The organism is Nonomuraea sp. NPDC001699 (assembly GCF_053596455.1).
This window is the reverse complement of sequence record NZ_JBSFGF010000001.1, coordinates 1005490-1027203: the sequence shown is the minus strand read 5'-3', so window position 1 is coordinate 1027203 and position 21714 is coordinate 1005490. Positions and strand designations below refer to the sequence as shown.

Annotated in this window: 19 protein-coding genes; 6 read left to right on the top strand and 13 right to left on the bottom strand. The window is 69.4% G+C overall.

Annotated features, from left to right (window positions below):
* Window positions 1-11 precede the first annotated feature (11 nt).
* A complete protein-coding gene (locus tag ACWCSU_RS04925; protein ID WP_020546542.1) occupies window positions 12-434 on the bottom strand; it encodes a roadblock/LC7 domain-containing protein in 423 nt (140 codons plus the stop codon).
* On the bottom strand, window positions 431-3253 hold the full coding sequence (locus ACWCSU_RS04920) for a nitrate- and nitrite sensing domain-containing protein (protein WP_449933592.1): 2823 nt from the start codon (window positions 3251-3253) through the stop codon (window positions 431-433). The genes ACWCSU_RS04925 and ACWCSU_RS04920 overlap by 4 nt, the downstream gene beginning before the upstream one ends.
* A gap of 630 nt (window positions 3254-3883) precedes the next feature.
* Between ACWCSU_RS04920 and ACWCSU_RS04915 the strand changes: the two genes are divergently transcribed.
* Genes ACWCSU_RS04915 through ACWCSU_RS04905 form a run of 3 tightly spaced genes read left to right on the top strand, consistent with a single transcriptional unit; the run spans window position 3884 to window position 6605 of the window.
* The gene (locus ACWCSU_RS04915) at window positions 3884-4894 is read left to right on the top strand and encodes an ABC transporter substrate-binding protein (protein WP_449933590.1); all 1011 of its coding nucleotides are present in this window, start codon (window positions 3884-3886) and stop codon (window positions 4892-4894) included.
* Entirely contained in the window at window positions 4891-5724 is an 834-nt protein-coding gene (locus tag ACWCSU_RS04910; protein WP_449933588.1) for an ABC transporter permease, read from the top strand. The genes ACWCSU_RS04915 and ACWCSU_RS04910 overlap by 4 nt, the downstream gene beginning before the upstream one ends.
* Window positions 5721-6605: an ABC transporter permease gene (locus ACWCSU_RS04905; RefSeq protein WP_449933586.1), complete on the top strand. Its 885-nt coding sequence runs from the start codon at window positions 5721-5723 to the stop codon at window positions 6603-6605. The genes ACWCSU_RS04910 and ACWCSU_RS04905 overlap by 4 nt, the downstream gene beginning before the upstream one ends.
* On the opposite strand, the gene ACWCSU_RS04900 is transcribed toward ACWCSU_RS04905, so the two are convergent.
* Window positions 6592-7026: a pyridoxamine 5'-phosphate oxidase family protein gene (locus tag ACWCSU_RS04900; RefSeq protein WP_357695378.1), complete on the bottom strand. Its 435-nt coding sequence runs from the start codon at window positions 7024-7026 to the stop codon at window positions 6592-6594. The genes ACWCSU_RS04905 and ACWCSU_RS04900 overlap by 14 nt on opposite strands.
* A gap of 142 nt (window positions 7027-7168) precedes the next feature.
* Here ACWCSU_RS04900 and ACWCSU_RS04895 point away from each other — a divergent pair, with 142 nt between their 5' ends.
* Entirely contained in the window at window positions 7169-8401 is a 1233-nt protein-coding gene (locus tag ACWCSU_RS04895) for a flavin-dependent oxidoreductase (protein ID WP_449933738.1), read from the top strand.
* 105 nt (window positions 8402-8506) lie between these two features.
* On the top strand, window positions 8507-9376 hold the full coding sequence (locus ACWCSU_RS04890) for an ABC transporter ATP-binding protein (protein WP_449933584.1): 870 nt from the start codon (window positions 8507-8509) through the stop codon (window positions 9374-9376).
* Window positions 9377-9437: 61 nt separating this feature from the next.
* Here the strand turns inward: ACWCSU_RS04890 and ACWCSU_RS04885 are convergent, their stop codons facing one another.
* From ACWCSU_RS04885 to ACWCSU_RS04860, 6 genes are all read right to left on the bottom strand, one after another.
* Window positions 9438-10016: a GTP-binding protein gene (locus ACWCSU_RS04885; protein ID WP_357695374.1), complete on the bottom strand. Its 579-nt coding sequence runs from the start codon at window positions 10014-10016 to the stop codon at window positions 9438-9440.
* Window positions 9997-10401: a DUF742 domain-containing protein gene (locus tag ACWCSU_RS04880; RefSeq protein ID WP_055507219.1), complete on the bottom strand. Its 405-nt coding sequence runs from the start codon at window positions 10399-10401 to the stop codon at window positions 9997-9999. The genes ACWCSU_RS04885 and ACWCSU_RS04880 overlap by 20 nt, the downstream gene beginning before the upstream one ends.
* Before the next feature lie 19 nt (window positions 10402-10420).
* Window positions 10421-10843 (bottom strand): roadblock/LC7 domain-containing protein, encoded by a 423-nt coding sequence (locus tag ACWCSU_RS04875; protein ID WP_090935862.1) that lies wholly within the window; start codon window positions 10841-10843, stop codon window positions 10421-10423.
* Complete coding sequence (locus tag ACWCSU_RS04870) at window positions 10840-14061, bottom strand: sensor histidine kinase (protein WP_449933581.1); 3222 nt, start codon at window positions 14059-14061, stop codon at window positions 10840-10842. The genes ACWCSU_RS04875 and ACWCSU_RS04870 overlap by 4 nt, the downstream gene beginning before the upstream one ends.
* Window positions 14062-14312: 251 nt before the next feature.
* The gene (locus ACWCSU_RS04865; RefSeq protein WP_357695370.1) at window positions 14313-15710 is read right to left on the bottom strand and encodes an aminobutyraldehyde dehydrogenase; all 1398 of its coding nucleotides are present in this window, start codon (window positions 15708-15710) and stop codon (window positions 14313-14315) included.
* 18 nt (window positions 15711-15728) lie between these two features.
* Window positions 15729-17000: a glycosyltransferase gene (locus ACWCSU_RS04860; RefSeq protein ID WP_357695368.1), complete on the bottom strand. Its 1272-nt coding sequence runs from the start codon at window positions 16998-17000 to the stop codon at window positions 15729-15731.
* Between the two features lie 128 nt (window positions 17001-17128).
* Between ACWCSU_RS04860 and ACWCSU_RS04855 the strand changes: the two genes are divergently transcribed.
* Window positions 17129-17734, top strand: a complete 606-nt coding sequence (locus tag ACWCSU_RS04855; protein WP_357695366.1) for a TetR/AcrR family transcriptional regulator — start codon at window positions 17129-17131, stop codon at window positions 17732-17734.
* On the opposite strand, the gene ACWCSU_RS04850 is transcribed toward ACWCSU_RS04855, so the two are convergent.
* The 4 genes from ACWCSU_RS04850 to ACWCSU_RS04835 all read right to left on the bottom strand — a co-directional run bounded on the left by ACWCSU_RS04850 (window position 17728) and on the right by ACWCSU_RS04835 (window position 21550).
* Window positions 17728-18777, bottom strand: coding sequence for an ABC transporter ATP-binding protein (locus ACWCSU_RS04850; protein WP_449933578.1), 1050 nt, complete (start codon window positions 18775-18777; stop codon window positions 17728-17730). The genes ACWCSU_RS04855 and ACWCSU_RS04850 overlap by 7 nt on opposite strands.
* On the bottom strand, window positions 18764-19570 hold the full coding sequence (locus ACWCSU_RS04845; protein WP_357695362.1) for an ABC transporter permease: 807 nt from the start codon (window positions 19568-19570) through the stop codon (window positions 18764-18766). The genes ACWCSU_RS04850 and ACWCSU_RS04845 overlap by 14 nt, the downstream gene beginning before the upstream one ends.
* Entirely contained in the window at window positions 19563-20321 is a 759-nt protein-coding gene (locus ACWCSU_RS04840) for an ABC transporter permease (RefSeq protein WP_357695360.1), read from the bottom strand. The genes ACWCSU_RS04845 and ACWCSU_RS04840 overlap by 8 nt, the downstream gene beginning before the upstream one ends.
* Before the next feature lie 107 nt (window positions 20322-20428).
* Window positions 20429-21550 carry a polyamine ABC transporter substrate-binding protein gene (locus tag ACWCSU_RS04835; RefSeq protein ID WP_357695358.1) on the bottom strand — a complete coding sequence of 374 codons (1122 nt, stop codon included), beginning with the start codon at window positions 21548-21550 and terminating at the stop codon, window positions 20429-20431.
* Window positions 21551-21714: the final 164 nt, after the last annotated feature.

Below are 21714 nucleotides of genomic sequence, written 5' to 3'. Positions count from 1 at the left end.
CGTCACCTACATCACCTGGTCTGGCTGGCGCGCAGCTCCGCACGCACCGCCGGAGTCAACACCTGACCGGCGCGATCCACCATCAACGTCATCTGGTACGCCACCAGCCCCATGTCACAGTCAGGGGCCGCCAGCACCGCGAGACACGAACCATCACTGATCGACATGATCAGCATCAGCCCGCGCTGCATCTCCACGATCGTCTGATTGACCGCACCACCCTCGAACACCCTGGCCGCACCCTGCGTCAAGCTCACCAGCCCCGACGCGATCGCAGCCAGCTGATCCGCCCGGTCAGCCGGAAAACCCGACGAGGCCGCAAGCGGCAACCCGTCGGACGAGACGACCACCGCATGTGCCACACCGGGGACCGTGCTGACGAAGTCGGTGATCAACCAGTCGACTCCGCGCGCCGCGTGGCTCAGGTCGTTCATGCGCCCTCCTCTCTTTCACCGTTGTGGGGTTCACCGTTGTAGGAGCCGCGGGGGCCGGGCTGGAACGCCTTGCCCCCGGTGATGTCGTCGCGGGCCGCCCGGAAGCCCTGCTGGAAGCTGGACAACCTGTTCCGCACCCGGTCCGGCGAGACCGAGGGCATCGGCAGCACGCCCTTGGGCGAGGCGGAGGTGTCGGCCGAGCCCGGCACCAGGTTGGCCTTGGGCACCCGTTTGGGCAGGCCCGCCGCGGTCGTGCCGTCGCGGGCCGGTTCGGCCACGGCCTCGGCCGCGGTCCAGCCGGCGTCGGCCTTCGTCGAGCCCCAGCCGCCCTCGTCGCGCCCGAACCAGGCCGACTCGACGGCGGCGAAGATCGGCAGGTAGTCGTCCCCCGCGGAGGCGGGCGGCACGGGCGGGATCGGGCCGGTGGCCGCCGACTCGGTCTCGGGGAAGTCGGGCCGGGGCCGCTGGAGGCCGTCCGGCTTCCAGGGTGGCGGCGGCTCGGCCGCGGGACGTTTGGACAACCCGCGGTCGCCGTTGTGGCGCGGCGGCGACCAGATGTCGTGGCTGTCGAAACCGCCGCCGTGCGCGTCGGAGGGCCAGCCGTCGGACGGCCACTGCGGCCAGTTGCCCCCCGCCTCCGGGTTCGACGGGTACGACGGGTGCGCCGGCCCCATCTGATAGGTGGGCCGCGGCCAGTCCTGTCCGGCGGGCGGCGGCGCCTGCGGCCAGTCGGACACCGGCGTGAGCGGCGTCTGCGGCCAGTCGGCCCCCGGCGCGGGCGGCGCGGGCGGCCAGTCGGCCCCGGCGGAGGAGGCGATCGCGGGCCAGTCGGGCTCGGGCGGGGCCGAGACCGGCGGCCAGTCGGTGGCCGGCGGCGCCGCGTGCGGCCCCACGTACGGCTCGCTCCCGGACGTGCTCTCGGCGAGCGCCGGCGGCTGCATGCCGGCGAAGCCCGGCGCCTGCGTGCCCAGCATGTTCTCCGGGACGAGCACCATGGCGGTCAGCCCGCCGGAGTTGTGCGGGCGGAGCTGCACCCTGATGCCGTGCCGGTGGGCCAGCCTGGCGACCACGAACAGGCCCATCCGCCGCGAGACCGACACGTCGACGCTGGGCGAGTCGGTGAGCCGGTCGTTGGCCTGGGCCAGTTCTTCGGGGGTCATGCCGATGCCGGAGTCGGTGATCGACAACATCACGCCGCCGCCGTCGATCCTGCTGCCCGACACCGCCACCCGCGTCTCGCGCGGAGAGAACGACAGCGCGTTCTCCACCAGCTCGGCCAGCAGGTGGATGACGTCGTTGACGGCCTGTCCGGCCACCGACACGCCGTCGGGCACCTGGAGCACGACGCGTTCGTAGCTCTCGACCTCCGACAGGGAGGCGCGGGCGACGTCGACCAGCTTGACCGGCTGGCTCCAGCGACGCGGCGGGTCCTGACCGGCCAGGACCAGCAGGTTCTCACTGTTGCGCCGCATGCGGGTGGCCAGGTGGTCCAGTTTGAACAGGTTGCCGAGCCGCTGCTCGTCCTGCTCGCCCTGCTCCAGGCCGTCGATCAAGGTGATCTGCCGCTCGACCAGCGTCTGGCTGCGGCGCGACAGGTTCACGAACATCGCGTTGACGTTCGAGCGCAGTCGCGCCTCCTCGCCGGCCAGCCGCACCGCCTCGCGGTGGACCTCGTCGAAGGCGCGGGCCACCTCGCCGATCTCGTCGTGGGTGTCCACCCCGATCGGCGGGACGGGCCCGACCTTGCCGTCACCCGCCTCGCGGAGCTGCCGCACGGTCTCCGGCAGGCGTTTCCCGGCGATGTCCAGGGCCTCGCCGCGCAGCCTGCGCAGCGGCCTGATGAGCGAGCGGGCGATGAAGGTGATGATGATCAGCACCACGATCAGCAGGATCATGATGAGCACGCCGGAGATCAGCGCCGAGCGGTTGGCCCCCTCCTCCAGGGCGCGGGCCCGCAGGATGACCGAGGAGGCCAGCGACTTCTCCACGCTGCGCAGGGCGTCGATCTTGCCGGTGCTGACGTCGAACCAGGTGCCGACGTCCTTGTCCGGACGTACGCCGATGCTCAGGGGCTTGGCCTCGACGGACTGGGCCATGGCCCGCAGCCGGAACAGGTCGGTCTGGTCGACGTCCCTGCCCACGACGGTGTCGCGGTAGAGCTCAAGCTGGTCGAGGCTGGCGAGGGTGGCGAACAGGGTCTCCTCGCTCTCCTCGCGCGCCTTGGCGTCGGAGAGGGCGTCGAGCTCGCCGCTGTCGAAGCTCTTCTTGTCCAGGGCGCTGGCCAGGATGCCCCGCTGTTTGGACGCCTGTTCCTTCGCGCGCGCGATGGCGGCCATGGAGCTGGCGCTGTGGGAGATGTCGTCGTCCACGGCGACCTGGCCCACCTGGTCGTGGAACTGCAGGAGGGTGGAGATGATCTGGGAGTACTTCTGGATCATCGGCAAGGGCTGGATCTTGCCCTTGACGGCGGTGTCGCGCAGGGTCTGGATCTCCTCCAGGCGGCGCAGCACCGGGCGTACGGAATCGGCGTGGGTGTCGGCGAGGGCGCCGGCCCGCACCTTGGCCTCGTCGATGAGGTTGTCGACCCCGCTGTAGGTGGTGCGGAGCTGGGCCGCGCGACTCTCCGGACGGCCTTGCGCGATGTAGAGGGCGGTCTCGTCCCGCTCGAAGGCCAGTTCGTGCGTGACGGCGCCGAGCTGCTCGCTGAGCTCGGCGACCTCTCTGAGTGTCTGGTACGTGTCGGCATCCCTGAGGGAGGTGATCACGTTCAGCCCGCCCAGGCCCACCGCGACGGCCGTGGGCACGACGATCAACGCCACAAGGCGCGATCTGACGTGCCAATTACCCAATCCGAACCTGTTAGAAGCTGGTTTGGGCAGCCGTCGCTTCTGGCGCCCGTGCGGCTCGCGGTCAGCGGAAGCTTCAGCGCTCTGCGTTCTCACTTGCCTCGCAACCTCTCGCCCCGGAGGGGAATTCTCGAAGACCATGCAGGTAAATGCACGTGGGGCAATATGTACAATCGAGATGAGGGCCATTTGAGCACAGGTGCCGGTCAGGACCAACCACCTATAGTGCCCATCTGAGGCATATATCCCGGATTGTCCAAATATTGTGACAAAATTGGTAGACCGCCGTTTACCTGCAAAAACGGGCAGCCGAAACGTGTTCCGCAAGCCCCCTTCCGCCCGCGGAACGATCCATATCAGTCAGTCCCAGTAGTAACAGACGCCCCGAGCGCCACCCTCTTTCACAAAACGGACAAAGTCATCTCACGCCTCTTTTAACGATAGAGCGGCAAACGGACATTGCAACCACAGGAGTCATTTTCTTGATAATGACTGCCAATGTGGTGCTACGGTCGATTCCTGCTTGTTCGTCAGGCACTCAGCCCCGGGGGCAGTTCAGCCACCCGGTCCCCCCGGCTCGATGTCTTGAAGGGAGTCCCTGACATGAGGCTTGGCCGCTCCGCCAAGGCCGCCATCATCGGGTTCGCCGTGACTTTAGGCGCCGTAGCGTGCAGCACCGGCGGCTCAACCACCGCCAGCGCCCCGCCCTCCGCCTCCGCGAACGGCGGCGGCGGCGCCTTGGAGAAGACGAAGCTCAAGATCGCCACTCTGCCCGCCATCGACAGTGCCGCCATCTACGTCGCCATCGACCAGAAGCTCTTCGAGCAAGAGGGGCTCGACGTCACCCCGCAGGTCGTCCAAGCCGCCCCTGAGGCGATCCCCATGCTGGTCAACGGCGAGATCGACGCCATGTTCGGCAACTACGTGTCGATGTTCCAAGCGCACGACAAGGGGGCGATCAAGATCCATGTGCTCGCCGAGGGCTCGCGGGCCGCCCCCGACTCGCTCAGCATCATGGCGCTGCCCAACTCCCCCATCAAGACGCCGAAGGACCTCGCGGGCAAGACGATCAACGTCAACGTCCTGCACAACTTCCAGGAGCTCGCGCTCACCCAGGTGCTCAAGGCCAACAACATCGACCCGGCCACGATCAAGTACGTCCCCGTGACCTTCCAGAACATCATGGCCTCGTGGAAGAACGGCCAGATCGACGCCGCCTACCTGGGCGAGCCGCTGGTCACCGCGGCGACGTCGCAGATGGGCGCCCGCAAGATCCTCGACCCCGCCTCCGGGCCGGCGGCGGAGTTCCCGATCTCGGGATACATCGGCACCCAGGACTGGTACGACAAGAACCCGAAGACGGCGGCGGCCTTCCAGCGGGCCATCCACAACGCGGCCAAGCTGATGGAGAACAACCGTGAGGTGGTGGCCAAGGTGCTGCCGAACTTCACGCAGATCGACGCGTCCACGGCGGCGACGGTCACCTTCCCCTACTTCTCCAGCTCCGACAACCCGGTACGGCTGCAACGCGTGGCCGACTGGATGTGGGAGGCCAAGTGGCTGGGCAAGGAGATCGACGTCAAGGCGTTGATGTCGCCGACGACGTCGGGGTGAGCACCACCACGACCGGCACCGGAGTCCGCACCGTCATCCGCCGTCCGGCCGGCGCCGCCACGCGGTGGTCGCGCCGGGCGGCGGGGGCGGCGGGCTTCGCCGTCCTCGTCGAGCTGCTGAGCCGGTCGGGGCTGGTGGACGCCGAGGTGCTGCCGCCGGCCACGCGGATCGTCGGGCGCGGCGCCGCGCTGCTCGCCGATCCCGCCTTCCGCGACCACGCCCTGACCAGCCTGCTCGCCTGGGCCATCGGGCTGGGCCTCGCGGTGCTGGTCGCGGTGCCGCTCGGCCTGCTGCTCGGCAGCGTGCCGGTGATCGACGCCGCCACGCGCTCGGTGGTGGAGTTCCTGCGGCCGATCCCGTCGGTGGCGCTGATCCCGCTGGTCGCGCTCGTCATCGGCACCGGCCTGCAGCTCCGCGTCACACTCGTGCTCTACGCCGCCATGTGGCCCATCCTCTACAACACCATGTACGGCCTGCGCGGCGTCGACCCCGTCGCCAAGGAGACCCTGCGCTCCTACGGCTTCGGCCCGCTGTCGGTGCTGCTGCGGGTCAGCCTGCCGTCGGCGGCGCCGTTCATCACGACGGGCGTGCGGCTGGCGGCGTCGGTGGCGCTCATCCTGACCGTCAGCACCGAGATCGTGGCCGGGCGCGGGGAGGGCATCGGCGTGTTCATCTTCTTCGCCGGGATCGCGGTGCCGGCCAGGATGACCGACATCCTGGCCGGGGTCTTCTGGGTGGGGCTGTTCGGCGTGCTGGTCAACGCCCTGCTGGTGGCCGCCGAGCGGCGCGCCTTCCGCTGGCACCACGCGCGGCTGACGGAGGGCGCGTGACCAGGGCCCACCGCGGGCCGGGGGCGCGCAATGGTACACGCGGGCCGGGGGCGCGCAACGGTACACGCGGGCCGGGGGCGCGCAACGGCACGCGCGGCACGGCGTTCCGGGTGGTCGTGCTGGTCGTGCTCGTCCTGGGGTGGGAGGCGGGCACGCGGCTGGCGGGCAGCGCGTTCTTCCCGCCGCCGACGACGATCGTGGGCCGGATGCACCAGATGTGGTTCTCCGGGCCGCCCGGCAGCCTGTTCCTGACCGGCGAGGCCGTGGACAACGTCCTGCCGAGCCTGGGCAGGATGGCCGCCGGGTTCGCGGGCGGGGGCGTGGCCGGGGTGCTGCTCGGGCTGGCGTTCGGGTTGTCGGCGCGGGTCTACGACTACCTCGACGGCGTGCTGCAGTTCCTGCGCGCGATCCCGCCGCCCGCGCTGGTCACCGTGTTCCTGGTGGTGTTCGGGTTCGGGCTGCGCATGCAGCTCGCGTTCATCGTGTTCAGCGTCGTGTGGCCGGTGCTGCTCAACACGGCCGACGGCGCGCGGGCGGTCGATCCGCTGCACCTGGACACCGGGCGGGTGTTCCGGCTGTCGCGGACGGAGCGCCTGCTGCGGGTCGTGCTGCCGTCGGCGCTGCCGAAGATGTTCGCCGGGCTGCGGCTGGCGCTGTCCCTGTCGCTGATCGTGATGGTCTTCGCCGAGCTGCTGCCGGGAGCGTCCAACGGCATCGGGTTCCAGCTCACCACCGCGTACTCGACGTTCGACCTGCCCGCGATGTGGGCCGGGATCGTGCTGCTCGGCGTGCTGGGTTACCTGCTCAACGAGCTGTTCCTGGTGGCCGAGCGGCGGGTGCTGGCCTGGCACCTCGGCGCGCAGCGGCTCACGGGGCAGTGAACGTGCCGGCGGCGACCGGGCGGCTGCGCGGCGGTTCGTAGGCGCCCGAGTCGATGCCCCACGACGCGACGGAGAGCGGCATGATCTCCACCCATACGGGCTCGTACCCGGGTTTCAGCCGTTCGCCGCCTGTGGAGTGCACCCGCCCGACCCCCTGGACCAGGACGCCGCGCGGCCCCTCCTCGGTGAAGTCGTCCACGACGAGCGACACCTCGGGGTTGCTCCTGACGTCGGCGCGGTACCGCCGGGGACGCACGCCCTCGGGCAGCATGCGGGAGCCGACCGCGATCATGCCGCGGTCCGGCTGGAGATGGATCCGCACGGGAACGACGTGCGGCGTTCCCCCGGCTCCCGCCGTGGCCAGCCGCGCCAGGTCGTGCGCGAGCAGGTAGGCGAACTCCCCGTCACTGAATCCGCGCATCACACACCTCACACCAGATAGGAACGAGATTAGTGGGACAAACCTGTTCTTCAGCCTGCAAAGAGAGAGAAACTTAGCGTCATGTTCCCCGTCAGGGGACACGGGTGATCGGATCGAGACCACTGGGGGCGACGTGCGGACGATGGTCGTGGGCGGCGGCATCGGCGGGCTCACCACGGCACTCAGCCTGGCGGCGGCCGGGCTGGAGTGCGTGGTCGTGGAGGCGGCCGCCGCGCTGAGGCCGCTCGGCGTCGGGATCAACCTGCAACCGCACGCCGTACGGGAGCTGACCGAGCTCGGGCTGGCCGGCGAGCTGGCCGCGCTGGGCGTGGAGACGAGCTTCATGACCTTCGCCGACCGGCACGGCAACGTGATCCTGGCGCTGCCGCGCGGCCGGTCGGCCGGCTACCGCTGGCCGCAGTACAGCATCCACCGGGGCGAGTTGCAGATGGCGCTGCTGGCCGCGGTCGAGAAGCGGGTCGGCCCGGTGCGGACGGGCGTCCGCCTGGAGGGCTTCGAACAGGACGGCAAGGAGGTCCTCGTCCGGCTCCGGCAGGGCGGCGAGCTCCTGGAGGAGCGGGTGGACGTGCTCGTCGGCGCGGACGGCGTGCAGTCCACGGTACGGGCGCTGCTGCACCCGTCGGGCGATCCCCTGCTGTGGGCGGGCATCCGGATGTGGCGCGGGGTGGCCGAGACCGATCCCGTCCTGGACGGCGCCACGGTGCTCGTGGGCGGCTCCAACCGGGCCGGAAAGCTCGTGACGTATCACATCTCGGCCGGAAATCCCCGACTGGTCAACTGGGTGGCCGAGGTCAAGGTGGCCGAGCCAGGCGTCGTCGCGGAGGCCGACTGGTCGCGCGAGGGCCGGCTGGAGGAGGTGTCCGCCCACTTCGCGGACTGGCGGTACCGTCCGGTGGACGTCCAGGGGTTGTTGTCGGGCTCGGCCCGCATCCTGGAGTACCCGATGGTGGACCGGGAGCCGCTGCCCGTCTGGGGAGAGGGCCGGGTGACGCTGCTGGGCGACGCCGCCCACCCCATGTACCCGATCGGCTCGAACGGCGGCTCGCAGGCCGTGCTCGACGCGCGGGTGCTGGCCCGGTGCCTGGCGACGTCCGGCGACCCGGTCACGGCGCTCAAGGCGTACGAGGAGGAACGGCGTCCGCCCACGTCGGCGCTGGTGCTGGCCCATCGGGCGCTGCCGATCGAGGATACGATCGCGCTGGTGACCGAACGCGCGCCCGACGGGTTCGCCGACATCGCCGACGTGCTGACGGAGGCCGAGCTGGCCGCCATGGCCGGGGCGCAGCGGCGCATCTCCGACGCCGACGTCCGGGCGCTGAACGAGCGGGGGTCGTGGAGCGTGGGCATCCCATGACAGCTGTGAAGACTCAAGGGTAAGATCCGACACCGAAGAGCCATACCGACATTTCCGGCTTCCCGAGTCGGTCCTCCGCTCGGGGCCTCGCCCCCTAGGACATCCATGCTCGAGATAGAGAACCTCTCCCACGTCTACGGCGGCGGTGGCCCCAACGCTCACCACGCCATCGAAGGGCTGAACCTGAGCGTCGCCGCGGGCGAGCTGCTGTGCATCGTCGGGCCGTCGGGCGCCGGGAAGTCCACCCTGCTGCGCTCCATCGCCGGGCTGATCAGGCCGACGGGCGGGGAGGTCAGGGTCGAGGGCGAGCTCGTGCGGCAGACGCCGGACAACCTGGCGGTGGTCTTCCAGGACTACAGCCGCTCGCTGTTCCCGTGGATGTCGGTGGCCGACAACGTGGCCCTGCCGCTGCGCCGCCGGGGCATGGACAAGCGGCAGCGCCGCGAGGCCGCCCAAGAGGCGCTGGAGTCGGTCGGGCTCCAGGGCGCCGAGAAGAAGTACCCGTTCCAGCTCTCGGGCGGCATGCAGCAGCGGGTGGCGATCGCGCGGGCGCTGGCCTACCGGCCCTCGCTCATGCTCATGGACGAGCCGTTCGGCTCGGTCGACGCCCAGACCCGCGAAGACCTCGAAGACCTGGTGCTGAAGGTGCGCGGCCACCACCAGATGACGATCGTGCTCATCACGCACGACATCGACGAGAGCGTCTACGTCGGCGACCGCGTCGTGGTGTTGTCGAAGGCGCCCGCGCACGTGGTCGGCGACCTCAAGGTCGACCTGCCCGGCCCGCGCGACCAGATCACCACCCGCGAGCACCCCGACTTCGTCCACCTGCGCGCCGAGGTCGGCCGCCTGGTGCGCGGCCACGCCACCGCCGCCGACCCTGTCGCCGAGCCCGACGCCGATGCGCCTTCCGACCCGGACGCCGAGCCCACTTCCGAGCCCGCCGCCGAGTCCACTTCCGACTCCGTCGCCTGAGCCCGCCGCCCGGCCGTCCGGGGCGCGCGCGGATCGATGGGCGCGCGCCCGGGGCTCGCGTCTATACCGGCGTGTGCGAGTGGCGGGTGAGCGCGTGCTCCACCAGCGTGATCAGGGTGGATTTCACCGTGTCGCGCTGACGGGCGTCGAGGCGGATGATCGGGATGTGCCCGCCGACGGACAGGGCCTCCCTGATCTCGTCCTCCGCGTGGGCGAACTGACCGTCCCAGCCGTTGATGCCGATCACGAAGGGCAGCTTGGCCTCTTCGAAGTAGTCGATCGCGGGGAAACTGTCCGCGAGACGGCGCGTGTCCACCAGGACGACGGCGCCGATCGCACCGCGCACGAGGTCGTCCCACATGAACCAGAAGCGGTGCTGTCCGGGGGTGCCGAACAGATAAAGGATCAGATCGCGATCCAGCGACACACGTCCGAAGTCCATCGCCACGGTGGTGGTCGTCTTGTTCGGCGTGAGCGAGACGTCGTCGACGTGTGCCGATGCGTCCGTCATGACCGCTTCCGTGGTGAGCGGCAGGATCTCCGAGACCGCTCCCACGAACGTCGTCTTCCCCACGCCGAAGCCCCCGGCCACGACGATCTTCGTCGAGGTCAGACCGGGGCTAGAGCCTGCGAAGTCCACTGAGCACCCTTTCGAGCAAGTTGAGGTCCGGCTTTCCCGCGTCCAGCGCAGGCTGGTGCACGCGGATCAGGCCCTCCGACGCCATGTCGGCGATCAGCACCCGGACCACACCAAGGGGCTGGCGTAAAAGGGCGGAGATCTCGGCAACCGACCGGACGTTCCGGGTCAGCTGAATGATCGCCTGATACTCCGGACTCAGTAGGGAAATGTCTTGGTATTCCGACGTCACGGAGGACACCAAAGCCTCCATGGCGAACTTCATCCGCGGCGCGGTGCGCCCCCCGGTTACGGCATAGGGCCGTACCAGGGAGCTCGGCTTCTGCGGACGAGGGGCCGCCGGATGCGGCGGAGTGCTATCACCAGCCCAACCCTGACCTGACACCATGATCTCCTGTCACCGCCCGCTAGCGGGGGCGGGCCGCTTGCAGCTCAGCGCGTACGGCCGGGGTGAGCACCTGACCTGCCCGCTCGACCAGCAGCGTCATCTGGTACGCCACGAGGCCCATGTCACAGTCGGGAGCCGCGAGGACGGCCAGACAGGACCCGTCGCTGATGGACATGATCATCAAGAGCCCGCGCTGCATCTCGATGACGGTCTGGGTCACCATGCCGCCCTCGAAGACCCGCGCGGCGCCCTGCGTCAAACTGATCACACCCGAGGCGACCGCGGCGAGCTGGTCGGCCCGGTCCTTGGGGAAACCCTCCGAGAAGGCCAGCGGCAGGCCGTCGGACGACACCACGACGGTGTGCGCGACGCCTGGCACGTTGTTCACGAAGTCGGTGATCAGCCAGCTGATGCCACGCGCTCCCTGGCTCATCTCTCTCATTTGTCCTCCTCATTCTCTTCTCCGCGGGTGAACGCGCGGCCTTGCCGCACTCCCTGCTGGAAGCTGGAGAGCCTGCTGCGCAACCGCTCGGGCGAGATCTGCGGCGGCGGTGACGTGGGCTGCGGCTCGGCGAGACTGGCCGTACCGGGCACGAGGTTGGCCTTGGGCACGCGGCGCGGCAGGCCCGAGGCCGTGATGCCGGACTGGGCGGGCTGCGCCGCGGCCTGGGCCGCCTGGAAACCCGAGTCGGCGGGCGAGGACCACGACGCGCCGGCGCCGGACTGGCCGGGCTTGCGCTGCGGCAGCCCGGACCGGCCGGTCGCCGGGGCGGCGGGCGGCGCCGCGGGCGGCGCGGACGCCGGGGGCTCGGCGGGCACGGCCGGGTGCACGGCGGTGATCTCGTGCTCGGACTCCTGGTCCTGGCGCAGCTGCTCGGGGTCGGGCCTGCGGAACCAGTCCGAGCCGACGGACGAGAAGATCGGCAGGAACTCCTCGCCCTGCTCCTCCAGGGGCGAGGTGCGCACCACGGGGAGCGGGCCGGTCATGTCCTGCGAGGAGTAGTCGCCCTGGCCGAACGGGCCGAAGGCGCCCGGACTGCTCTGCTCGTACTGGTCGGCGGGCTTGGGCTCCTCCGCGCCGAACCCCTGGAGGTCGCCGAACGCCGAGCGGTAGGGCTCCTCGCCGTACGGCGGGGGGCTCGGCCGGTCGACCGACTCGAACAGGGACCGCCGCGGCTCCTCGCCGAAGGCCGACTGGCCGAGCGAGGTGTCGCCGAAGGACGGCGAACCGAAGGAGGACCAGCGGGGCTCCTCCTTCCCGGCCTGCGGCGGCTCGGTGGCGAAGGACGGCCAGCGGGGCTCGTCGTCCTGCATCGGCGGCGGCTGCTCGGCGAAGGAGGGCCAGCGCTGCTCGCCCCACGGGGACTGGGCCTGCGGCTGCGGCTCGGGCTGGGCCGCCGGCGGCTCCTCCGCGAAGAACGGCTTGGGCTCGTCGGCGAAGAAGGGCTTGGGCTCGTCGCCGAAGGACGGCTTGGGGTCCTCGGCGAACGAGGGCCAGCGCGGCTCGTCCCGGCCGGGCTCCTCGCCGAAGGATCCCCAGCGGGTCTCCTCCTGCGCGGACTCGTCGGCGAAGGACGGCCAGTTGCCGGTGCCCGGCGCGGGCAGCGAGCCCGGCCACTGCGTGTCCAGCACCCGGTCGGCCGAGGCCGGCGCGGAGGCGTGGCCGCCGTTCTGGCTCGCCTCGTCGGGCTGGGCGGGCACGCCGAACTGGCTCGGGTCGAACGTGGTGAACGCCTCGTACTGGCTGCCGGCCTGCTGCGGCATGCCGGCGCCGCCGCTGATGAGCATGTCGGGCATCATCACCAGCGCGCTCAGGCCGCCGGTCTCCCGCATGCTGAGCTGGACGCGGATGCCGTGGCGCAGCGCCAGGCGGCCGACCACGAACAGGCCCATGCGGCGGGAGACGCCGACGTCCACGACGGGCGGGTTGGCCAGGCGCCAGTTGGCCTCGGCGAGCTCTTCGGGGCTCATGCCGATGCCCAGGTCGTTGATGGAGATCATGACGCCGCCGTCGGCGGCCACGCTGCTGACCTCGACCTTGCTCTCGCGGGGCGAGAAGGAGATCGCGTTCTCGATCAGCTCGGCGAGCAGGTGGACGGCGTCGGTGACGGCCGGGCCGACGATCAGCGTGCCGGACGGGATCTTGATCTGGACCCGCTCGTAGTTCTCGACCTCCGACAGCGAGGCGCGGGCGATGTCGACCAGCGGCACCGGCTCGCTCCACTTGCGCGCGGCCTCCTGGCCGGCGAGGACCAGGAGGTTCTCGCTGTTGCGGCGCATGCGGGTGGCCAGGTGGTCGAGGCGGAACAGGTTCGCGAGCCGCTGCTCGTCCTCCTCGCCCTGCTCCAGGCCCTCGATGAGCTGGAGCTGCCGTTCGACCAGCGTCTGGCTGCGGCGGGAGAGGTTGACGAACATGGCGTTGACGTTGGCGCGCAGCTTGGCCTCGTCACCGGCCAGCCGGAGCGCCTCGCGGTGGACCTCGTCGAAGGCCCGGGCCACTTCACCGATCTCGTCACGGGTGTTGACGCCGACCGAGGGCACCTCGGGCACCTGCGCGCCCTCACCGGACTCGCGCAGGATGCGGACGGTCTCGGGCAGCCGGGTGGTGGCCACCTGGAGCGCCTCGGCGCGCAGCCGGCGCAGCGGGCGGACCAGCGAACCGGCCACCCGGGTGGTGATGATCAGGACGAGCAGCAGCAGGACGAGGATGGTCGCGCCGCTGATGATGGCGTTGCGCTGCTCGGTGTCGCTCAGCTCACGGGCCCTGGTCACGATCTTGGTGGCCAGGGAGTCCTCGACCTTGCGCATGGCGTTGCCGGCCAGCGTGGTGCTGTCGTACCAGCGGCTCAGGTCGCGGGCGGAGGTGACGTCGAGGTCCTTGATCTGGTTGTACTCACGGATCTGTGCCAGGGCGCGTTGCCGCATCGCGTCGGCGCGGTCGATGTCCGAGCCGCGCATGCCCTTCTGGTACGCCTTCAGGTCGGCCGGGTCGGCCTCCCGCTCGAAGGCGGCGAGCTCGGCCTGCTGGCGGCTCCACGAGCCGAGCAACTCCGACGGATCGTCGTAGTCGAGCTTACGCTCAAGGAGCGCGATCATGAGAATGGTCTGCTGCCTGGAGACTTCTTCCTTGACCCGCTCCAGCGAGCCGAGGGCGGCCACGTCACCCTGGAGGTCGTCGTCGTTCACGCCGTCGCCCAGGTCGCCCAGGATGCCGGAGAAGACGCCGATCATCGTCGTGTACGTGGTGATCGCGGCTCGCGAGGGCGCGCCGTCGGCCACCATCGACGCCCGGAGGCTGTCGAGGCCGGCCAGCCACCGGCGCATGTTCTCCACGCCCTCGCGGATACGGGCCGAGTGCGCGGCGTCGATGGCGTTCGCCGAGGCCAGCACCCGCTTCTTGGCCGCGTCGACGGCCGCGCGCTGGGTCTTGAGCTGGACGAACCGTCCGGACTTCGACTGGTCGGTGACGTACCACGCGGTGAGCGTGCGTTCCTTGGCCAGCTCGTGGTTGAGTCCGCCGATGCGCTGCACCAGCTCGGCGACCTGGGTCAGCCGGCGGTACTCGGAGCTCGTCCCGATCGCGTTGGCGAGCTGCACACCCGCGAGGAGCACGCCCACGATGGTGGGGATGAGGATCAGCGCGATCAACCTTGAGCGCACACGCCAGTTCCCCAGCCGGAACCTTCCGCCTGTGTACTCCCCTGACCTCGTGTGCCTGGGGTTTTCCGTCCTCACTGACTCTCGCTACCTCTCGCCGGTACGTGCTCGAAAGAAATCAGACACGCGTGTGGCGCATGGGATTCTGTCCGGCTGGGTAATTGGAACACAGTCCGTACCAGACGGCCAACCGCACATTTCCCACTAAATGCGCCCAAAGCGACACTTTGGACGACATATCGCCGTACACGTTTTCAGGCGGGCCGGAACGAATCCCGCTCCACGGGTGCCGCGTGCTTGACCATCAGGTGACGGGTCACCGAATACTCCTGCACCGCCTCCTGGCTCATGTCCTTACCGAACCCGCTGCCCTTCACGCCGCCGTGCGGCGCCTCGCTGGCGATCGGGAGATGATCGTTCACCCAGGTCACGCCCACGTCCAGCCGGTGGGACACGCGCATCGCCCGCGCGACGTCGCGCGACCACACCGACGAGGCGAGCCCGTACGGGGTGTCGTTGGCCAGCCGGACGGCCTCGTCCTCGCCGTCGAACGGCAGCGCCACAAGGACCGGTCCGAAAAGTTCTCCCTGGACGATCTCGCTCTCCTGTGCGACATCGGTCACAAGCGTGGGCGGGTAGAAGAACCCGGGCCCCTCGACGGGCGCGCCGCCATGCACGATCCGCCCGCCCGAGCGTGAGACGAAGCCGTGCACGCGCTCGCGGTGGGCGGCCGAGATCAGCGGGCCGATGTCCGTCGCCGGGTCCCAGGGGTCGCCCACGGTGATCTCGGCGAGCGTCGCCCGGATGGCCTCGACGGCGTCGTCGTAGATCTCGCGGGCCACGTACACGCGGGTGGCCGCGGTGCAGTCCTGGCCGGTGTTGTACGTGGCGCCCATGGCCACGCCGCGGGCCATCTCGGCCAGGTCGGCGTCCTGGAAGACCAGGGCGGGCGCCTTGCCGCCGAGTTCGAGGTGCACCCGCTTGAGCGTGGCCGCCGCGCCGGTCATGACCGCCCGGCCGGTGCCGGTCGAGCCGGTGACGCTCACCATGTCCACGCCCGGGTCGGTCACCAGCGCCTGGCCGACCTCGGCGTCGCCGGTGACCGCCTGGACGAGCCCCTCGGGCGCGCCCGCCTTGGCGAACAGCTCGGCCAGGCGCAGCGTCGTGCGCGGCGTCTGCGGCGCCGGCTTGATGACCACGGCGTTGCCGGCGGCCACGGCCGGGCCGACCTTCCACACCGCCATGACGAACGGGAAGTTCCATGGCGCGATCGACCCCACCACCCCGACGGGCCGGCGCAGCAGCACCGAGGTGTAACCGGCGCTGAACACCCCGGCGCCCGACCCTTCGAGAGAGCGGGCGGCGCCGGCGAAGAAGCGCAGGTTGTCGACGGCGAAGGGCAGCTCGCCGTCCCTGAACACGGCCGCCGGCTTGCCGGTCTCCTCCACCTCCAGCCTGGTCAGCTCCTCGGCGTCGGCCTCCACCAGGTCGGCCAGGCGCAGCAGCAGCCGCTGGCGCTCGGCGGGAGTGGTCTGCGCCCACTCCTCGTACGCGCCCCGGGCGGTCCGGACGGCCGCCGCCACGTCCGCCACCGGCGTGTCCGGAATCTCGGCGCACGGGAGGCCGGTGGCGGGGTTGATCAGTTCACGCATGGAATGTCCTCGAAATCCCTACTGGCCGAGCTGTTCGATCAGGTCGGCGGCCTTGCGCAGGCCGTCACGGCCGCGGATCTCCTCGCCCGCGGCGGCGAGCCTCGCGCGCATCTCGGTGTCGCCGAGCAGGCGCTCCACGGCGCCGGTCAGCTCCTCGTCGGTGAAGGTGTAGGTGGAGAGCCTGACACCGTAGCCCAGTTCGTCCACGCGCTGGGCGTTGTCGTACTGGTCCCAGAACAGCGGGAGCACGATCATCGGCTTGCCGAAGTGCGCCGCCTCGGTGGTGGTGTTGTTGCCGCCGTGCGTGATGACCAGGTCGCACAGCGGGATGATCTTCGTCTGCGGCAGGAACTCGGCGCCGTACATGTTGTCGGCGAGCTTGATCTCCTCGTGCAGCGGGCCCTTGGAGACGATGTACTGGTGGCGCGTGCCGGCCAGGATGTCGATCACGCGCTGCATCAGCTCCACGTCGGAGGAGCCGAGCGAGCCGAGCGAGAAGTAGATCAGCGAGCCGTCGTTACGCTCGAAGGGCAGCGTGAAGTCCTCGTCGGTCTCGCGCACCGAGGAGTCGAGCCGCTGCCAGCTCGGGCCGAGCGGGCGGGCGTCGGTGTAGTCGAGGATCTCGGGGAAGACGTAGAGGTTCAGGTCGCCCTCGTGGATGAAGTCCAGGTCGGGCAGCGGGGCCGTGCCCTGCTCGACGCACCACGCGTTGAAGGCCGTCCAGATCTCGCGGTGGGTGCGGTCGTACTCGGCGCGGAAGGCGTCCCACTCGGAGCGGTCGTCGGCGGGCAGGCCGGAGAATACCGGCGCGACGTTCTCGCCGCGCACCTCCAGCGGGTTGCAGGAGACGATGCGGACGAACTTCTTGCCGGCCGTGAGCAGCGCCGGGAACGTGATCACGTTGTCCTCGACGATCACGTCCGGGTTCACGCGCTCGATGATGGCCTTGAGCTGCGGCTCGCAGTACTTGGCGCCGTCGATGAGGGAGTCCCAGATCGGCTTGGTGACGGTGTCGAGCTGCTCCAGCGTGCTCTTGCGGTACTCCGGCGCGGTCTCGCGGATGAAGTCCTTCCAGAACTGGCCGGCGTCCTGCTCCTCGGCGTTCTCGGCCGGCGGGGCGAGGTCGACGAGGTCCTCCTCGAAGCCGAGCGCTTCGAGCTTGCCCTTCCAGGAGGATTCGGCGGCGAAGACGACGCGGTGCCCGCGACGACGGAGAATGTCGCCGATGCCGATGCTGTTGTTCGTGGGGCCGTACGCGCTCTCTGGCATGAACAGGATGGTGAGGGACATCGTGAACTCCGGGGGAACTCGTCAAATTGAAGAGGAATTCAAATACTCATCTAGCGTGAAGCGCAAGTTAAGTGCACTATGGTCACGGCCGATCTGAATGGTGACCAAACGCACGGGGGGTGGTGGTCGTGGCCCAGCGCAAAAGCCGTAGTGACCGGCGCATCGACTTGATCGAGGCCGCGCGCCGAGCCATCATCCGTCATGGAATCGACGGAGTACAGCTCTCGCACGTCGCCGAGGAGGCCGGCCTGACCTCCGGAGCCGTGCTCTACCACTACCCCGACCTGGGCGAACTCCTGGTCGAGGCGCAGCACGCGGGCATGGAACGTTTCTACGAGCTGCGCATGCGCCGCCTGGCCGACTTCACCGACCCGGTCGAGAAGCTGGTCGTCACGATCCGGTCGGGGTTGCCGACCGGGCCGCTCGACCCCGACGTGCGTCTGCTCAACGAGCTGGGCGGCGCCGCGGGCCGGCACCGGGTCTACGGCGTGCTGCTCACCTCGCTGTACGACCGCCAGGTGTCGATGTACCAGGCGATCCTGGACACGGGGGCCGCGCTCGGGGTCTTCCGGCTGACGGCCGACTCCGTGACCGTCGCGCGCAACCTGGTGGCCCTGGAGGACGCCTACGGCTACCGCATCACCGCCCGCCACCCGCTGATCGGGCCCGACGAGGCGGCCGAGCTGATCCTGTCGTACGCGCGGGCGGCGACGGGCAACGACCTGGCTCATTGATCGACCGTCATGATGACGGCGTCCTGGGTCTCCCAGCGCACCTTCACCTTGGCGCCGGGCTGCACCGTGCTCGCTCCCTGGACGGCGGCGAGCACGGGTTTGGCCCGTCCCGGCACGTCCACGGAGATGTGTGAGACGCCGCCGTAGAAGCTGACGTCCAGGACGCTGCCCTTCAGGCCCCTGGCCGCGTTCTCGTCAGCCAGCTCGATCTTCTCGGGACGGACCGCGAGCAGCGCCTTGGTGTCGGCGGCGAGCTCGTCGAGCGGCGTTCCGGCCAGCATTCCGAACTCGTCGCTCTTGATCCCGTCCAGGCCGGTGTAGACGCCCTCGAAGAGGTTGTTCGCCCCGACGAAGTCGGCCACGAACGGCGAGCGCGGGCGCTCGTAGAGGGCGACGGGGGCGTCCACCTGGCGCACGGTGCCGCTGTCGAAGACCGCGATGCGGTCGGCCAGCGACATGGCCTCCTCCTGGTCGTGCGTGACGACCACGAAGGTGATGCCGACCTCGTGCTGGAGCCGCTTGAGCTCCAGCTGCATGTCCGCGCGGACCTTCTTGTCCAGGGCCGACAGCGGCTCGTCGAGCAGCAGCAGACGCGGCCGCTTGACGATGGAACGCGCCAGCGCGACCCGCTGCCGCTGTCCGCCGGACAGCTGGGCGGGCTTGCGCGAGGCGTGCGCCGACAGGCCCACGGTCTCCAGCACCTCGCCGACGCGCTGCTTGACCTCCGCCCGGGGCAGCTTCTCGCGCTCCAGGCCGTAGGCCACGTTCTTGGCCACGGTCATGTGCGGGAACAGCGCGTACGACTGGAACATGAGGCTGATCGGCCGCCGGTTGGGCTGCTTGGCCAGCAGGTCCTCGTCGTCGAGCGTGACCGTGCCGGCGTCGGGCGACTCGAACCCGGCGATGATGCGCAGCAAAGTGGTCTTCCCGCAGCCGGACGGCCCGAGCAGGGCGAAGAACTCGCCCTGCTCGATCTCCAGCGAGACGTCGTCGAGCGCGGTGACGTCGCCGAACCTGCGGGTGATCCCGTCAATCCTGAGCACGCGATCTCCCGATCTTGGTCATCCGCTGCCCGGCGATCACTGCCGTGAAGCTCACGAGGAGCAGGATCGCGGCCAGCGCGTTGATCTTCGGGGTCACCCCGAAACGAACCATTGAGTAGATGACGATCGGCAGCGTCGGCTCGGCGTTGCCGATCGTGAAGAAGGCGATCACGAACTCGTCCAGCGACAGCGTGAACGCCAGCAGCGCCCCGGCGACGATCCCGGGCAGGAGCTGCGGCAGCGTGATCTTCATGAACGTGACCACCGGCCCGGCCCCCAGGTCGCGCGAGGCCTCCTCCAGCGAGGGGTCGGCGCCGGTGAGCCGGGTGCGCACCACGGCCGCGACGAACGCCATGGAGAACAGGGCGTGCGCGAGGGTCACCGTGGGCAGCCCGAGCGCGAACTGGGCGTCCCACTGGGCCAGGAAGTTGTTGATCAGGGCGTACAGGACCAGCAGGCCGATCCCGAGCACCAGGTCGGGCAGCACGGCCGGCATGAGCGCGACCGCGTCGAGGATCTTGGACCTGGTGTACCGGGCCAGGCCGACGGCCAGCAGCGTGCCGAGCACGGTGGCGATCGCCGTCGAGCCCAGGGCCACGATCAGCGTGTTGACCAGGCTGTCCCGGACCTTCTCGTCGGCGGCCAGCTCGCCGTACCACTTCAGGCTGAAGCCCTCGAAGGTGTAGGCCGACTTGCCGGAGTTGAAGGACATGACGACCAGGACGATGATCGGCACGTACATGAAGACGTAGGTCGCCCAGAAGGGCACGTACAGCAGCTTGGGCCTACGCACGGCGGGCCGCCCACGCCTGGACGAGCAGCAGCAGGATCAGCAGCGCGATCAGCGCCAGCACCAGCGCCGAGCCGAACGGCCAGTCGCGCGCGGTCAGGAACTGGTTGCGGATCAGGTTGCCCACCATGATCGACTTGCTGCCGCCGAGCATCTCGGGGATGACGAAGTTGCCGAAGCTCGGCACGAACACGAACATCGCCCCGGTCAGCGCGCCGGGCAGCGTGAGCGGCAGCGTCACCTTCCTGAACGTGGTGAACGCCGAGGCCCCGAGGTTCGCCGACGCCTCGCGCAGTTGCGGGTCGAGCTTCTCGATCGAGGAGTACAGCGGCAGCACCATGAGCGGCAGGTACGAGTAGAGCAGGCCGACGACGATCGTGCCCTGGGTGTAGAGCAGCTCCAGCTTCGTGCCCAGCAGGGAGTTGATCAGTCCCGGGCCGCTGAGCATGATGATCCACGCGTAGACGCGGATGATGAAGTTCGTCCAGAAGGGCAGCACGATCGCCACCAGGGCGATCGTCTTCCACTTCGGCGGAAGCTGGGCGATCAGGTACGCCGTCGGGTAGCCGAGCAGCAACGCGATCAGCGTGGCGATCGCCGCCATCTTCAGCGAGTCGCCGACGACCCCCAGGTAGAGGGAGTCGAACAGGCGCTGGAAGTTCTCCAGCGTGAACTCGTAGAAGATGCCGCCGAAGCGCCCCCGCTGGAAGACCGTGTAGCTGAGCACCAGCCCCAGCGGCACGAGGAGGAGCACGACCAGGTACGTCAGACCTGGCGAAAGGAAAACGAACGCGCCCAGCCGGCGACCCCGCTTACGGGACACCGGCCGGGCCTTGACCTCGGATCTCACTGCACCAACGACTATCCGGCCGTGACTTCCTGCGACAGGCGGCTGAACTTGGTCGACGCCTGCCCCAGGTCGATGATCGACTCACCGTTGAGCAGCTCCGCCGGCTTGATGTCCAGCAGCGAGCCCTTGGCGATGGTCACCTTGTCCATGGCGGCCTTGTTGGGGACCTTGTAGTTGATGTTCTCGGCCGCCCAGCGGTGGATCTCCGGGTCGAGGATCATGTTGATGAAGGCGTGGGCCGCCTCCTTGTTCTTGGAGGACTTCATGATCACCATGGTGTCCACCCAGAGGTCGCTGCCCTCCTTCGGCACCACGAACTTGATGTTCTGCTTCTCGTCCGTGGTGGGGCACCAGCCGTCCCACGCCTCGACCATGATCGCCTCGCCGGACTTCAGCTTGTCGCCGAAGGTGGTGTCGTCATAGGAGAGCAGGTGCGGCTTCTGCGAGACCAGGAGCTCCTTGGCCTTGGCGATCTCCTCGTCCTTCTCGGTGTTGACCGAGTAGCCGAGCGACTTGAGCGCGGGCAGGACCAGCCAGCGCTCGGTGGTCATCATGGTGACCTTCTTCTCGGCCCAGGACGCGGGCTTGAGGATGTCGTTCCAGCTCGTCGGCGGCGTCTTCACCAGGTCGCTGCGGTAGCAGATGCCGGTGGTGCCCCAGGTGTAGGGCACCGAGTACTTGTTGCCCTTGTCGTAGGAGAGCTGGGTGGCCTCGGGGTAGAGATTGGCCAGGTTGGGGATCAGCTCGGCGTGGATGGGCTCCAGCAGGCCCTGGGCGTTGAGCGCCTGGGCGTACTGACCGGACACGAACGCCACGTCGATGCCGCTGTCGCCGGAGGCGGTCAGCTTGGCCATCGCCAGCTCGTTGGTGTCGTGGTTGGTGATCGCCATCTCTTTGACCTTGAGCTGCTGCTTGACCTTCTCGGGCAGCTCCTCGGGCGTGTAACCCGGCCAGACCGTCACCTTGAGCGACTGCTTGGTCAGGTCGGCGTTGGGCTGGAGCTGCTCTGCCTTGGCCGCGGTCGTGCCGTCTGAGCTGGTCGACGACTCACCGCCGCACGCCGCGACGGCTAGCGCGAGGCCGGCCACCGCCACGGCGGCCGGAAGACGACGGGTGAACCGGTTACGGGACACGGCCGCTACTCCTTCTGGTGCTGAGGATTGAGGGGTCGCGCGACCTTACTGGACACGGCAGACCAGAGCAGGAGTGTTGCAGCAGAAATCAACATGAGCAAGACTTTTCCCGACATTGCTACCAGGAAGTTTGATCAGAGTGTTGAATCTGGATTCAATAACGG

Excerpts from the sequence above, each read along its gene's own strand:
- ACWCSU_RS04925 (WP_020546542.1), bottom strand. The coding sequence starts at position 434 with ATGAACGACCTGAGCCACGCGGCGCGCGGAGTCGACTGGTTGATCACC.
- ACWCSU_RS04915 (WP_449933590.1), top strand. The coding sequence starts at position 3,884 with ATGAGGCTTGGCCGCTCCGCCAAGGCCGCCATCATCGGGTTCGCCGTG.
- ACWCSU_RS04900 (WP_357695378.1), bottom strand. The coding sequence starts at position 7,026 with ATGCGCGGATTCAGTGACGGGGAGTTCGCCTACCTGCTCGCGCACGAC.
- ACWCSU_RS04895 (WP_449933738.1), top strand. The coding sequence starts at position 7,169 with ATGGTCGTGGGCGGCGGCATCGGCGGGCTCACCACGGCACTCAGCCTG.
- ACWCSU_RS04890 (WP_449933584.1), top strand. The coding sequence starts at position 8,507 with ATGCTCGAGATAGAGAACCTCTCCCACGTCTACGGCGGCGGTGGCCCC.
- ACWCSU_RS04880 (WP_055507219.1), bottom strand. The coding sequence starts at position 10,401 with ATGGTGTCAGGTCAGGGTTGGGCTGGTGATAGCACTCCGCCGCATCCG.
- ACWCSU_RS04875 (WP_090935862.1), bottom strand. The coding sequence starts at position 10,843 with ATGAGAGAGATGAGCCAGGGAGCGCGTGGCATCAGCTGGCTGATCACC.
- ACWCSU_RS04865 (WP_357695370.1), bottom strand. The coding sequence starts at position 15,710 with ATGCGTGAACTGATCAACCCCGCCACCGGCCTCCCGTGCGCCGAGATT.
- ACWCSU_RS04860 (WP_357695368.1), bottom strand. The coding sequence starts at position 17,000 with ATGTCCCTCACCATCCTGTTCATGCCAGAGAGCGCGTACGGCCCCACG.